The sequence below is a fragment of the Achromobacter sp. DMS1 genome (assembly GCF_001270295.1).
Genome location: NZ_LHSJ01000103.1, coordinates 1 through 13,216 on the forward strand (window position 1 = coordinate 1; position 13,216 = coordinate 13,216).

Genomic DNA, 13,216 nt, shown 5'->3' on the forward strand with positions numbered 1-13,216 from the left:
CGCCATGACGGCGTCGCATTGCGGATCGGCCGCCGTCTCGGCCAGCGCCCGCGCACCCACGCGGATCTCGGGCGCCGGCCGGCCCGCCGGCCAGAGCTGCAGAAACTTCCTGCGCGCCGCGTCATCGGGCACCACCACCACCGCCGCGCCGCTGGCCTGCGCCTGCCGGGCCAGCCGGTCGATGCGGCTGTATGCCGACAGCGCATAGACCGCCAGCCGCTCCGGATGGCGCGCGATCACATCCAGCGTGCTTTCACCGATGGAACCCGTGGACCCCAGCACCACGACGCGTTGAAAAGCCGTCAAAACAACACTCCAGACAAAATTAGCGCAACCGGCGCGACCGGCAGGATCGCGTCGATGCGGTCGTACACGCCGCCGTGGCCCGGCAGCAGCCCGCTGGAATCCTTGCGGCCGGCGCGGCGCTTGAGCAGCGATTCGAACAGGTCGCCCATGATGGACACCACGCCGAGCAGCGCCGCCAGCGGCAGCGCCAGCCAGAATCCCCAGCGCGCCACCAGCGCGTGCCCGTAGCTGTCCTGCCAGAGGCTGGACAGGCCGATCCAGATCACGGCGCCCAGCACGCCGGCCACCGCGCCCTCCACCGTCTTGCCCGGGCTGACCCGCGGCGCCAGTTTACGCTTGCCGAAGGCGCGTCCGGCAAAGTATGCAGCGATGTCCGCCACCCACACCAGCGCCAGCAGCGACACCACGAACCCCGCGCCGCGGGCCAGGTACATCTGCGCCAGCACGGCCCAGGCGGCAATGACGGCGGGAATGGAGAACAGCGACCAGGGCAGGCTGGCCGGCGGGGCGTCGGACCGCCCCCGGACCACGGCGGTGCGGCGCCCGCCAGCCAGACGGCCGCCACCAGCGGAGCCAGGTAATCGAGCAGCCAGGCGGGATCGGCCCACCCGGACCGCCGCCCCGCCAGCCAGGCCGAAGCCAGGCCCAGCAGGACCGCGAAGACCAGGGCGGCCACGCCGACGGCCACCGGGCACGACGGCGGTTGAGGAAGGGTGAGGCGCAGCCATTCCCAGTTGGCGCAGGCGGCGGCCAGGGCCAGCAGAGCCAGGAGCCACCACGGGTTGGCGCTGGCCATGGCCGCGGCCAGGATGGCCAGCAGAATGGCAGCGGTAACAATGCGCTGACCCAGCATATGAGGAGGTCTCCCTGGAGTTGGCGCGCCCGCCGGCGCTTATTTTGCCCCGCTTTCGAGAAGCTGGGCGCTGGTGCGGCCGAAGCGGCGCTCGCGCGTGCGGTACCAGTCGAATGCCGCCTGCAGTTCGTCCGCGCCGAAATCCGGCCAATAGCGCTCCGTGAAGTAGAACTCCGCGTAGGCCATCTGCCAGATCAGGAAATTGGAAATGCGCTGCTCGCCGCCGGTGCGGATGAACAGGTCGGGCTCGGGCGCCCAGGCCATGGACAGGTGCCGCGACAGGCTTTCCTCGTCCACGCGCTCGGGGTGGCTGGCCAGAGCAGGGTCGGCGGCCAGCATGGCGCGCACGGCCTGCAGGATGTCCCAGCGGCCGCCGTATTTGGCCGCCACGGTCAGGTGCAGGCGGTCGTTATGGCGCGTGCGCTCCTGGGCCGCATGGATCAGCTCCTGCAGCCGGGGCTCGAAGGCGGAAAGATCGCCGATGACGTGCAGGCGCACGCCCTGCTCCTGGAGCTTGTCGACCTCGCGCTCCAGGGCCTGCACGAAGAGGCGCATGAGCAGCGAGACTTCCTCGGCGGGCCGGCGCCAGTTCTCGGAGCTGAAGGCAAAGAGGGTCAGGTAGCGCACCCCCGCTCGGCCGCAGGCCTCGACCACGCGGCGCACCGCCTGCACGCCCTTGGCGTGCCCCGCCGTCCTGGGCAGCAGCCGCTTCGTCGCCCACCGCCCATTGCCATCCATGATGATGGCCACGTGTTCGGGAATGTCCCGGGTTTCGGGTATCGCCTGAGTCGAGCTGATTGCCATGAGGTAAGGACTTGCGCGGAATGGCCGGCTGGAAAAGGAAGGCCTGGGCCGTCGCGCCGCTTCGCCGGGCGTGGCGGCGCGCGGGGACCAGGATGCTGGCCGCGCGGACGGATGCGGCCCGTCCGGCGCGACGCGCCGCGCGGCGGCGCGGCGCCAGCGATTATACGGTCATGATTTCCGCTTCTTTCTGGGCGACCATCTTGTCGATCTCGGCGACATGGCGGTCGGTCAGCTTCTGGACGTCGTCCTGGGCGCGGCGCTCGTCGTCCTCGGAGATCTCCTTGTCCTTGACGAGTTTCTTCAGGGCGTCGTTGGCCTCGCGGCGCAGGTTGCGCACGGCGACCTTGGCATCCTCGCCTTCGCTGCGCACGACCTTGGTGAGATCGCGGCGGCGCTCTTCGGTGAGGGCCGGCATGGGAACGCGGATGGTATCACCCATGGACATGGGGTTCAGGCCCAGGTCGACTCGCGGATCGCCTTCTCGATGACCGAGGCCATGTTCTTCTCGTAGGGCTGCACGCTGATGGTGCGCGCGTCGACCAGGTTGAGGTTGGCGACCTGGCTCACGGGCACCGGCGAACCGTAGTACTCGACCTGGACGTGATCCAGGATGCCGGTGTGGGCGCGGCCCGTGCGGATCTTGGACAGGTTGGTCTTGAGCGTTTCAAGCGACTTGACCATCCTGGATTCTGCGGATTTGCGGCGGGCGCCAGCAATCGTAGGCCCCGGCGGGCTGCGCCCCCTGCGCGGCCAGGCGCAGGTTCTCGCGCACCGACAGATTGGCGAACAGGCTGGTGACCTGGAACGATCTGGCGATGCCGCGCTGCACGCGCTGGTAGTCCGCTTCGTGGGTGACGTCGATGCCGTCGAACACGATGCTGCCCTCGGAGGCGCGCAGCGTGCCCGTCAGGATATGGAACAGCGTGGTCTTGCCGGCCCCGTTGGGCCCGATGACCGAATGCACCGTGCCCGGCCGGACCGCCAGGTCCACCCCTTGCAGGGCCTGGAATTTGCCGAAGCGCTTGACGATGCCCCGGGCGCGCAGCAGCGGCCCGTTGTCCGAGGCGGTGCTCATGCGCGTTCCTCCTTGGCGGCCGGCGCGCGCGCTCCGCGCGCCGCGAGCCAGATGCGTTCGCCCAGCCCCCACAGCCCCTTCTGCATGAAAAGGCTTACCGCGATAAGCAGCAGGCCCAGCAGCATGAGCCAGCGCGGCCAGAGCGTGGAAAGCCAGTCCGAGAACAGCACATAGAAGGCCGCCCCCAGCAGCGACGCGAACAGGTTGCCCGTACCGCCGATCACCGTCATGACGAGGATCATTTCGCTGGTGTGGTACTCGATGCTGGACAGCGGCGCGATGCCCGTCATGAGCGCGAGAAAGGCCCCGGCCAGCGCCGTGACCGCGCCCGAGAGGGCAAAGGCCGCGAGCTTGAAGCGGCGCACGTTGTAGCCCACCGCCATGGCGCGCGCCTCGTTGTCGCGGATGGCCAGCAGCGTGCGGCCGAACACCGATTCCGTCACGCGCAGCAGCAGCCAGAACACCGCCACGAAGCACACGGCAACGAAGGCGTAGAACTGCCAGGGCGAGGCCAGCGGCAGTTCGGCCAGGCCGGCCAGCGACAAGGGCGGGCGCGGCACGTCGAGCAGGCCGTTGTCGCCGCCCGTCAGGTCGGGCAGGCTGTAGGCCAGGAAGTAGAACATCTGCGAGAAGGCCAGCGTCAGCATGACGAAGTAGGTGCCGCGCTGGCGGATGGCGAACCAGCCCACGGCGGTCGCGGCCAGCGCGCCCATGGCCACCGCCGCCAGCAGCGCGAGCGGCATCGGCAAGGGCCAGCGCGTGAGCAGCAGGCCCGCCGTGTAGCTGCCCAGCCCGAAGAAAATGCCCTGGCCGAAGGACAGCAGGCCGGTAAAGCCCAGCAGCAGGTTGCAGCCCAGCACCGCGAGGGCGTAGATGAGCACTTCGGTCGCCAGGGACCCGGACTGGATGACCAGGGGCAGGCCGGCCGCCACGGCCACGGCCAGCGTCAGTTGGGCATGCGATTTCAGGCGCTTCATCAGCCTCTCCCCAGCAGTCCGTGCGGACGCAGCAGCAGCACCGCCGCCATCGCGACATAGATCATCAGGCGCGCGCCCTCGGGCCACAGCGTGCTCATCACGCTCTGCACCACGCCGATCAGCAGGCCCCCGGCCAGGGCCCCGCCGAAGCTGCCCATGCCGCCGATCACCACGATGACGAAAGCGATGCCCAGCGCCTCGATGCCCATGAAGGGCTCCACGCCCCGGATGGGCGCGGCCAGCACGCCGGCCAGCGCCGCCGTGGCCGCGCCCAGGGCGAAGATGAGGCTGAACATGCGGAAGACGTTGATGCCCAGCATGGAAACCATTTCCGTGGACTCGCTGCCGGCGCGCACCGCGCTGCCCAGCCGCGTGCCCTCGAGCACGTACCAGAGCGCCAGCGAGAACAGCGCGGTGAAGCCGATGACGAAGAGGCGGTACTTGGGATAGACGAAGCTGCCCCACATGACCACGCCCTGCAGCGAGGCGGGCACGGCGACGTTATCGCCGATAGGCCCCCACATCACGATGACGAGCTCCTGCAGCGCGAGCGCCAGGCCCACCGTGATGAGGATGTGGAACTCGTGCGCCTGCGCATACACGTGGCGCAGCAGCAGCTTCTCGGCGACCCACGCCAGCGCGCCCACCAGGGGCGGCACCAGGAGCAGCGCCAGCCAGAAGTTCAGGCCCCATTGCACCGCCTGGAAACAGAAATAGGCGCCGAGCAGGTAAAAGGCGCCGTGCGCGAAGTTCACGAAGCGCAACAAGCCGAAGACGATGGACAAGCCGACCGCCAGCAGGAAGTACAGCATGCCCACGCCGACGCCATTGACGACCTGGAGCAGATAAACGTTCATAGAAGAGCCGCGTGGGTTCCCGGAAAAATGCGCGGCGGCGCCCGCCGGGCGCCGCGCGGACGCTACAGTTTGCAGCCGGTTTGCGCGGGCGCCAGGAACGACTGCCCGGCATGGACGATCTCGGCGTAGTCGTCCTTGTCTTTCATGGCCTTTTTGGCCTTGCCCTTGAGCAGGTAATAGTTCTTCAGGACCTGGTGGTCTTCCTTGCGCAGGGTTTCGGCGCCGGTCAGGCCGTCGTAGGCCATGCCCTCCATCGCGGCAATGACCTTGGCCGGCTCGGGGCTGCCGGCCTTCTTGATGGCCTCCAGCAGGATGCGGGTGCAGATGTACGAGCCCGCCAGGCTGTAGTTGGGATTCCCGCGGGTTTTGTCGCGCGCCAGGGCGACCAGTTCCTTGTTCAGCGGCGAGTCGATGCCGTGCCAGTACTGCGCGCCGAAATACACGCCCTCGCACAGGTCGGCGCCCAGGCTCTCGAATTGCTCCAGGCCCGAGGCCCAGGCCACCAGTATGGTGCAATTCTGCTTCATGCCGAAGCTCACCGCCTGGCGCAGCGTGTCGGAGGACTGGGAACCGAAGTTGAGGATGAGCAGCACGTCGGGCTTGGCGGCCATGGCATTGGTGAGATAGCCGCTGAACTCCTTCTCCGACAGCGAGTGGTAGCTGTTGCCCACGTGTTCGATGCCTTTTTCCTTGAAGATGTTCTTGGCGGCCGACAACAGGCCCTCGCCGAAGACGTACTGCGGGGTGATGGTGTACCAGCGCCTGGCGTTGGGCAGGCTTTCCAGCAGCGGGCGCACGGTCTGTTCGATGGCGCCAAAGGTGGGCACCGACCAGCGGAAAGTGGCGCGGTTGCAGTCCTTGCCGGTGATCTCGTCGGCGCCGGCCGTGGTAATGAATACGCCGCCGGCGCGCTCGACCTCCTTGCCCATGGCCAGCGACTCCGACGACAGGATGCCGCCCGCAAAGAACTTCACGCCCTTCTGCTGCGAGATTTCCTGGACCTTGCGCACGGCGGTGGCGGGCTTGCCCTCGGTGTCCAGCACCGTATAGGAAAGCGGCTGGCCGAGCACTTTGCCGTATTGCTCCAGCGCGAGCTTCATCCCCAGGTCGGCGTACTTGCCGTTGGCGGCAAACGGGCCCGACATGGGCACGGGGCAGGCAAAGGCGATGCCGCCGGACTGGGCGAAGGCGGAACGCGCGCTCCACAGCGCGCCGGGCAGCGCCGAAAGCGCGGCCATTTTCAAGAGATTGCGGCGATTCAAGTCTTTCTCCCTGGGGGGGCCGCGCTGCGCGGCGTATTCGACAGGGCCCGCGCCGCAGGGGCGGCCGGACCGGCGAGGTCTGCTCCTAGCTCTTTCCGCAACTGCCACAGCTTATATATGGTGACCGCATACCGCTCTCCTATTTATCATGATAAATAGGATTGATATGATGATCCGGTCTGTACAAAGCCACTGTCAATAGCGGGGTCATCAGGTATAACCCGGGGTCTTGGGGAGGCCTCGTCCGCCGGCGCGGGCAACGCGGCGGCCCATGCGCGCGAGTCGAATCGGGAGAAGCGGGATGGAATTCAAGATGCAGGACGCCTTCGAGGGCGAGAGCCTTCCGCAGCCCAAGCGCAGCGACCTGGTGGCCGAGGAGATCAAGCGCCTCATTACGGCGAAGAACCTGCGTCCGGGCGACCGCCTGCCCCGCGAAAGCGAACTGCAGAGCATGTTCTCGGTGAGCAAGAGCACCATGCGCGAAGCCCTGAAGTCGCTGGAGGTGCAGGGGCTGGTGAAAGTCAGCACCGGCCCGGGCGGCGGCGGCAGGGTGGTGGAGGTGCCGCTGCACCGCACCTTCCAGCTCATGCAGAACTACCTGTTTTTCAAGGAAGTGAGCATCGAGGACATCTACCAGGTGCGCAAGCTGCTGGAGCCGGAGCTGGCCGCCAGCGCGGTGCCCCACCTCACGGAGGCGCAGTTCGCGGCGCTGGAGCACAACATCGCGTGCTGCGATCCGGCGGCCGAGCGCATGGAGGATTCGCTGATCCAGCGCCAGGAGGAAATGAGCTTCCATGACATCCTGGCCGCCGCCTGCCCCAACCCGTTCCTGAGATTCAGCTGCGAGATGATCAATGAAATGATCCGGCAGCTCACGGTGTACGACAATGACATGCCGCTGGCTGCCCAGCAGCGCTTCGGCGCGGCCAACACGCAGTTCCACCGCGACATCCTGAAGGCTGCCCGGGCCCGCGACGCCGAAGCCGTGCGCAGGCTCATGGAAGACCACATGCGGGACGCCATGCGCTCGGTGACGCGCATGCACGGCAAGATCGAGGGCCGCCTCATCCTGGATTCGGAAATCTCGCGCCGCGGCCTGGCCCGCAAGGCGCGCCGCGCCGGCCGCGGCAAAGGCGGCTGAAGTCCGGGCGAGCGGCGCGCCGGCGTGCGCGCGCAACATCGGCGCGGGCTTTTCTTGGCAAAACGGACCGGACGCATCGCCCGCTGACGGAACTTTGACACGCCCGTTCAACTCTTATATAAGACATAAGAGTCGGTGGCGCGGCCGGACCGTCTCCCATAGAATGACAAAACGGCCAAAACGCCACAAAATGCCTGCTTTACGCGGACAAACACCACGGAGTCCATCATGCCGCACAACACCCTCGATACTCTCAAGAATTTCAAGATCGGCAATAAGTCCTGTCAGTTCTATTCGCTGCCGGCGCTGGGCAAGGCGCTGGGCGTGGATGTGCAGCGGCTGCCGGTATCCATCCGCATCGTCCTGGAGTCGGTGCTGCGCAACTGCGATGGCAAGAAGGTTACCGAGGAACACGTCCGGCAACTGGCCAACTGGCAGCCCAACGCCAAGCGCGAAGACGAGATTCCCTTCGTGGTGGCCCGCGTCGTGCTGCAGGATTTCACCGGCGTGCCGCTGCTGGCCGACATCGCCGCCATGCGCTCGGTGGCAGACAAGATGGGCAAGAGCCCCAAGAGCATCGAGCCGCTGGTGCCGGTGGACCTGGTGGTGGACCACTCGGTCATGATCGACTACTTCGGCACCAAGAACGCCCTGGACCTCAACATGAAGCTGGAATTCAAGCGCAACCAGGAGCGCTACCAGTTCATGAAATGGGGCATGCAGGCCTTCGACACCTTCGGCGTGGTGCCCCCGGGCTTCGGCATCGTCCACCAGGTGAACCTCGAATACCTGGCCCGCGGCGTGCACTACGACAAGAAGAACAACGTCTATTACCCCGATTCGCTGGTGGGCACCGACAGCCACACCACGATGATCAACGGCATCGGCGTGGTGGGCTGGGGCGTGGGCGGCATCGAGGCCGAGGCCGGCATGCTGGGCCAGCCGGTCTACTTCCTGACGCCCGACGTGGTGGGCGTGGAACTCAAGGGCCAGCTGCGCGGCGGCGTCACCGCCACCGACCTGGTGCTCACCATCACCGAAATGCTGCGCCGCGAAAAAGTGGTGGGCAAGTTCGTGGAATTCTGCGGCGAAGGCACGGCCAGCCTGTCGGTGGCCGAACGCGCCACCATCGGCAACATGGCGCCCGAATACGGCGCCACCATGGGCTTCTTCCCGGTGGACGAGCGCACCATCGACTACTTCCGCGGCACCGGCCGCACCGAGGCCGAGATCGCCGCCTTCGAAGCCTACTTCAAGGCACAGAAGATGTTCGGCGTGCCGCGCGCCTCCGACATCAACTACACCAAGCTGCTGACGCTGGATCTCTCCACCGTCGCGCCCTCGCTGGCCGGCCCCAAGCGTCCCCAGGACCGCATCGAGATCGGCAACGTCAAGAGCACGTTCATCGACCTGTTCTCCAGGCCCATTGCCGAGAACGGCTTCAACCAGCCCGCCGAGAAGCTGGAGCAGACCTTCACCACCAGCGCCGGCACCAAGCTCAAGAACGGCGACATCCTCATCGCGGCCATCACCTCCTGCACCAACACGTCCAACCCCAGCGTGCTGCTGGCGGCCGGCCTGCTGGCCAAGAAGGCGGTGCAAGCCGGCCTCAAGGTGCCCAAGCACATCAAGACCTCGCTGCGCCCGGATCGCGCGTCGTGACCGAATACCTGACCAAGACGGGCCTGCTGCCCTACCTGGAAAAACTGGGCTTCGACGTAGCCGCCTACGGCTGCACCACCTGCATCGGCAACGCCGGCGACCTGTCGCCCGACCTCAACGAAGCCATCATCAACAACAACCTGGTGTGCGCGGCGGTGCTCTCGGGCAACCGCAACTTCGAGGCGCGCATCCACCCGAACATCAAGGCGAACTTCCTGGCCTCGCCGCCGCTGGTCGTGGCCTATGCGCTGGCCGGCACCATCACGCGCGACCTCATGACCGAGCCCGTGGGCAAGGGCAAGAACGGCGACGTCTGGCTGGGCGACATCTGGCCCTCCACCGAAGAAGTCAACGCCCTGCTCAAGTACGCGCTGGATCCCAAGGCCTTCGAGGCCAACTACGGCCAGGTCAAGAGCAACCCGGGCAAGCTCTGGGAGAACATCAAGGGCGTCAAGGGCGACACCTACAACTGGCCCGATTCGACCTACATCGCGGAACCGCCCTTCTTCCAGGATTTCTCCATGACGCCGGGCGCCATGCCCACCGTCAAGGGCGCACGCGCGCTGGGCATCTTCGGCGACTCGGTCACCACCGACCACATCTCGCCGGCCGGCTCCATCAAGGAAACCTCGCCCGCGGGCAAGTGGCTGAAAGAGCATGGCGTCATGAAGGCCGACTTCAACAGCTACGGCTCGCGGCGCGGCAACCACGAGATCATGATGCGCGGCACCTTCGCCAACGTGCGCATCAAGAACCTCATGATTCCGCCGCTGCCCGACGGCAGCCGCTTCGAGGGCGGCGAGACCCTCTTCCAGCCCACGGGCGAACAGATGTCCATCTATGACGCCGCCATGAAGTACGTGGCGCAGGGCACGCCCACCGTGGTCTTCGGCGGCGAAGAGTACGGCACCGGCTCCTCGCGCGACTGGGCGGCCAAGGGCACCCAGCTCCTGGGCGTGAAAGCCGTCATCGCCCGCAGCTTCGAGCGCATCCACCGCAGCAACCTGGTGGGCATGGGCGTGCTGCCCCTGCAGTTCAAGGGCGCGGACAGCGTGCAGTCGCTGGGCATCACGGGCGAGGAAACCTTCGACATCTCGGGCCTGGAAAACGGCATCAAGCCCATGCAGGACGTGACCCTCACGATCACCCGCAAGGACGGCTCCAGGCAGGACGTCACCCTCATGCTGCGCATCGACACGCCCATCGAGGTGGACTACTACGAGCACGGCGGCATCCTGCCTTTCGTGCTGCGCCAGCTACTGGCCGCCTGACCGGCCCGCGCGGGATCCCGGCCCCCGCCCGGCTCCCGCGCCGGCTCCAGCATGCGCAAAGCGCCGCTCCCGCCCAGGCGGAAGCGGCGCTTTGCATTTGGCCGGGCGTTGCTGGCCGGCCCGTATTGGGCCGGCCCAATGCGGGCCGCCGATGCCGGACGGGTCAGTCCGCGAACTGGTAGGCGTCCATGGCCAGCGCAGCGTACGCGACTTCGTCGTTCAAGCGGGTTGCACGCGGACCGCCCGCGCCCAGGGCGACGTAAAACGGCATGAGGTGGTCGTCGTGGGGATGGGCCCGCGCGGCGCCGGGCGCCCTGGCCCGCCAGTCCAGCAGCGCCTGCAGGTTGCCCTCGGCCAGGTTGCGCGCGTACCAATCCTGGAAAGGCGGCACGTAGGCGGCCGGCGGCGCGTCCTGCGGCATGCGCACGTCGCGCAGGTTGTGCGTCAGCGAGCCGGACCCGATGACCAGCACGTCTTCGTCGCGCAGGGGCGCGAGCGCCCGGCCCAGCTCGGCCTGCCCGGCCGCGTCGCGGCCCATGTCCAGCGACAACTGCACCACCGGCACGTCCGCCCCGGGATACAGGTAGCGCAGCGGCACCCAGGCGCCGTGGTCCAGCGGCCGGCGCGGATCGAAATCGGCGCGCAGGCCCTGCTGCGCGAGCAGGTCCCGCACGCGCCCGGCCAGCCCGGGCGAGCCCGGCGCGGCATATTGCAATGTATACAGCTCGGGCGGAAAGCCGCCGAAATCGTGCCAGGCCACTTGCTCGCCGCGCGTGGACAGGGCGAGTCCCTGCCCCATCCAGTGCGGCGACACCACCAGGATGGCGGCCGGCTTGCGGCCCTGCGCGCGGCTCCAGCCCGCCAGGGCCGGGCCGGTCCGGCCGGGCTCGACGGCCAGCATGGGAGATCCGTGCGAAACAAACAACGTGGGCCAGCGCATGGCGCTCTCCTTTCATTCAACAAGGCGGAAATTGTCGCGCTTGCCATTCAAGCAATAAACCACATATTTATCCATAAACTATTGCCGGAATAGGTTTAATATGGCGCGCCACAGCCGCGCGCGCGGGCAGGCAGGCCCTGACTGGCCGCGGGCGTTAAACTAGACCGTTGCACAATCTGAGACGCATCCCGAAGTCATGGCCCGATCCCGCAGTTCGTCCTCTCCCCGCCTAAGCCGCGAAGCCGCCCGCCTGGTTGCCCTTGCCGAGGCCCTGAACCGTTCGGGCAGCCGGGTGGAAGATGTGTACTGGGAAAACCTGCTGGGCGAGGCGATTCCCAAGCTCCTGAAGGCAGGCCAGGACGGCCCGCTGGAGGCGGCGCTGGACCACCTGGCCCAGAAAGACGTGGGCGCCTACGAGGTGCTGATCGAGCAGGCGGAAACCCTGTCCGAGTCCATGAAGCTCGAAAAGAACGGGGTGCGCTACGACCTGCTGCTGCTGGTGGCCCCGATTGCCGCCTGGACCCGTTACGCCATCCCGGCCAACGCCATTCCCGCCCCGGCGCAGCAGGCCATCGTGGCGCAATTGCACGGCCACGTGCTGGCCGCCGACACGCGCGTGGCCATGCTGCCCTGGCTGGTGAGCGTGGACCAGATGCCGCGCACCTTTTCCGAGACCTGGCAATGGCTGCAACGGCTGGGCTCGCACGCGCTGGGCGCGGAAACCGCCAAGCCGGCGCTCAATACCGAGGGGGAAGTCGCCAACATGCTGGCCGACACCCGCTACATCGTGGCGGCCGTGGCCGTGCCGGAAGGCGCACCCATCTTCCGCTGGCAGGAGCGCCCCGGCGAGGCCGACGCCAGCCGCGACGCCTGCCTGCAGCAATGGTCCGCCCAGGTCCAGCCCACCGTGGCCGGCCTGCTGCCGGGCTGCGGGTTCGAGATGCTGCTGCCCGACGCCTACTACGTGAGCAACCGCGAGGCCGACCGGCGCGTGCGCCCGCTGTCGCTGCGCGCCGCCGTGAGCTGGCTCGAAGGCGCCGTCAACCTGGAGCCCTCCCAACTGCGCGCGGTGGTGGCCGGCTGCGGCGAGGAACGCATCGACGAATACCGCATCGGCTTCACGGCCCGCAACAGCAACGACGTGTACTACGGCTGCGTCTGGCCCGTGTACGGGCGCGAGGAAGACCCGCCGGCCGACGAAGGCATGCCCGACGTGGTGGACGACATCGCCGCCCTGCTCAAGGAACTGGGCGTGAGCGAAGTGCGCCGTATTCCCGGCGTGCTGCCGCCCGAATTCTGCGAGGACTGCGGCGCGCCGTACTTCCCCAATCCGCTGGGCGAGCTGGTGCACGCGGAGCTGCCGGAAGACGCCGAAGCCGCCCCCGCCCACTTCCATTAAGAACCGGGGCCCGCTCCCATGAAGGCCGACATCTTCTGCCGGGTGGTCGACAACTACGGCGACATCGGCGTGTGCTGGCGGCTGGCCCGCCGGCTGGCGCACGGCATCGGCTGGCAGGTGCGGCTGTGGGTGGACGACCTGGCGAGCTTCGCGCGCATCCAGCAGGACGTGGATCTGCAGGCCTCGCGGCAAGCCGTGCAAGGCGTGGACATTGTCCGCTGGACCGAAACCCCGGCCGGCGACCTGGCGCCCGGCGACGTGGTCATCGAAACCTTTGCCTGCGATCCGCCCGCCGCTTTCGTGGAAGCCATGAGGCGCTCGCACCCGGTGTGGATCAACCTGGAGTATCTCAGCGCCGAGCCCTGGGTGGAAACCTGCCACGGCCTGCCTTCGCAGCGGCCCGACGGGCTGGTGAAGCATTTTTTCTTTCCCGGCTTCACCGACGCCACCGGCGGGCTGCTGCGCGAACCCGGGCTGTCGGCCGAGCGCGACGCCCTGCAGGCCAGCGCCGGACAGCAGGAAGACTTCCTGCGCGCCCTGGGCATCGCCGAAACCCATCTGGCCGCACGCCGGCAAGGCGGCCGCCTAGCGACGCTTTTCTGCTACCCGCAAGCGCCGCTCGCCGGGCTCGCGCAAGCGCTGGCGGCCGATGCCCGCCCCACCCTGCTG

At 67.6% G+C, this 13,216-nt stretch carries 8 protein-coding genes and 5 pseudogenes; 4 read left to right on the top strand and 9 right to left on the bottom strand.

Annotation, left to right across the window (positions count from 1 at the left end):
• The 8 genes and pseudogenes from AD428_RS13630 to AD428_RS13665 form a co-directional block, all read right to left on the bottom strand.
• A pseudogene (locus AD428_RS13630) lies at positions 1 to 306 on the bottom strand (1-deoxy-D-xylulose-5-phosphate reductoisomerase); the annotation flags it as partial.
• A pseudogene (locus AD428_RS13635) lies at positions 303 to 1,159 on the bottom strand (phosphatidate cytidylyltransferase). The pseudogenes AD428_RS13630 and AD428_RS13635, both read right to left, overlap by 4 nt.
• Before the next feature lie 39 nt (positions 1,160 to 1,198).
• On the bottom strand, positions 1,199 to 1,963 hold the full coding sequence (gene uppS / locus AD428_RS13640) for a polyprenyl diphosphate synthase (protein ID WP_053245548.1): 765 nt from the start codon (positions 1,961 to 1,963) through the stop codon (positions 1,199 to 1,201).
• Between the two features lie 160 nt (positions 1,964 to 2,123).
• A pseudogene (gene frr, locus AD428_RS13645) lies at positions 2,124 to 2,644 on the bottom strand (ribosome recycling factor).
• 16 nt (positions 2,645 to 2,660) lie between these two features.
• Positions 2,661 to 3,038 (bottom strand): annotated as a pseudogene (locus tag AD428_RS13650) (ATP-binding cassette domain-containing protein); the annotation flags it as partial.
• The gene (locus tag AD428_RS13655) at positions 3,035 to 4,015 is read right to left on the bottom strand and encodes a branched-chain amino acid ABC transporter permease (protein ID WP_053245549.1); all 981 of its coding nucleotides are present in this window, start codon (positions 4,013 to 4,015) and stop codon (positions 3,035 to 3,037) included. The gene AD428_RS13655 and the pseudogene AD428_RS13650, both read right to left, overlap by 4 nt.
• Positions 4,015 to 4,872, bottom strand: coding sequence for a branched-chain amino acid ABC transporter permease (locus AD428_RS13660; protein WP_053245550.1), 858 nt, complete (start codon positions 4,870 to 4,872; stop codon positions 4,015 to 4,017). Before AD428_RS13660 ends, AD428_RS13655 begins: the two co-directional genes overlap by 1 nt.
• Positions 4,873 to 4,934: 62 nt before the next feature.
• Entirely contained in the window at positions 4,935 to 6,134 is a 1,200-nt protein-coding gene (locus AD428_RS13665) for an ABC transporter substrate-binding protein (protein ID WP_053245551.1), read from the bottom strand.
• 301 nt (positions 6,135 to 6,435) lie between these two features.
• On the opposite strand from AD428_RS13665, the gene AD428_RS13670 reads away from it, so the two are divergent.
• The gene (locus tag AD428_RS13670) at positions 6,436 to 7,275 is read left to right on the top strand and encodes a FadR/GntR family transcriptional regulator (RefSeq protein WP_235490224.1); all 840 of its coding nucleotides are present in this window, start codon (positions 6,436 to 6,438) and stop codon (positions 7,273 to 7,275) included.
• 228 nt (positions 7,276 to 7,503) lie between these two features.
• Positions 7,504 to 10,208, top strand: a pseudogene (gene acnA, locus AD428_RS13675) (aconitate hydratase AcnA).
• Between the two features lie 163 nt (positions 10,209 to 10,371).
• On the opposite strand, the gene AD428_RS13680 reads toward acnA, so the two are convergent.
• Positions 10,372 to 11,148, bottom strand: coding sequence for a DODA-type extradiol aromatic ring-opening family dioxygenase (locus AD428_RS13680; RefSeq protein ID WP_053245552.1), 777 nt, complete (start codon positions 11,146 to 11,148; stop codon positions 10,372 to 10,374).
• Positions 11,149 to 11,344: 196 nt separating this feature from the next.
• Between AD428_RS13680 and AD428_RS13685 the strand changes: the two genes are divergently transcribed.
• Both AD428_RS13685 and earP read left to right on the top strand, forming a co-directional pair.
• Positions 11,345 to 12,547: a DUF2863 family protein gene (locus AD428_RS13685; RefSeq protein ID WP_053245553.1), complete on the top strand. Its 1,203-nt coding sequence runs from the start codon at positions 11,345 to 11,347 to the stop codon at positions 12,545 to 12,547.
• 18 nt (positions 12,548 to 12,565) lie between these two features.
• Positions 12,566 to 13,216, top strand: a 651-nt coding sequence (gene earP / locus AD428_RS13690) for an elongation factor P maturation arginine rhamnosyltransferase EarP (protein WP_152968087.1), incomplete at its 3' end; no start/stop codon positions are given.

Bases quoted from the DNA above. Each gene is read 5' to 3' on its own strand.
- uppS (WP_053245548.1), bottom strand. From the start codon at position 1,963: ATGGCAATCAGCTCGACTCAGGCGATACCCGAAACCCGGGACATTCCC.
- AD428_RS13655 (WP_053245549.1), bottom strand. From the start codon at position 4,015: ATGAAGCGCCTGAAATCGCATGCCCAACTGACGCTGGCCGTGGCCGTG.
- AD428_RS13660 (WP_053245550.1), bottom strand. From the start codon at position 4,872: ATGAACGTTTATCTGCTCCAGGTCGTCAATGGCGTCGGCGTGGGCATG.
- AD428_RS13670 (WP_235490224.1), top strand. From the start codon at position 6,436: ATGGAATTCAAGATGCAGGACGCCTTCGAGGGCGAGAGCCTTCCGCAG.
- AD428_RS13680 (WP_053245552.1), bottom strand. From the start codon at position 11,148: ATGCGCTGGCCCACGTTGTTTGTTTCGCACGGATCTCCCATGCTGGCC.
- AD428_RS13685 (WP_053245553.1), top strand. From the start codon at position 11,345: ATGGCCCGATCCCGCAGTTCGTCCTCTCCCCGCCTAAGCCGCGAAGCC.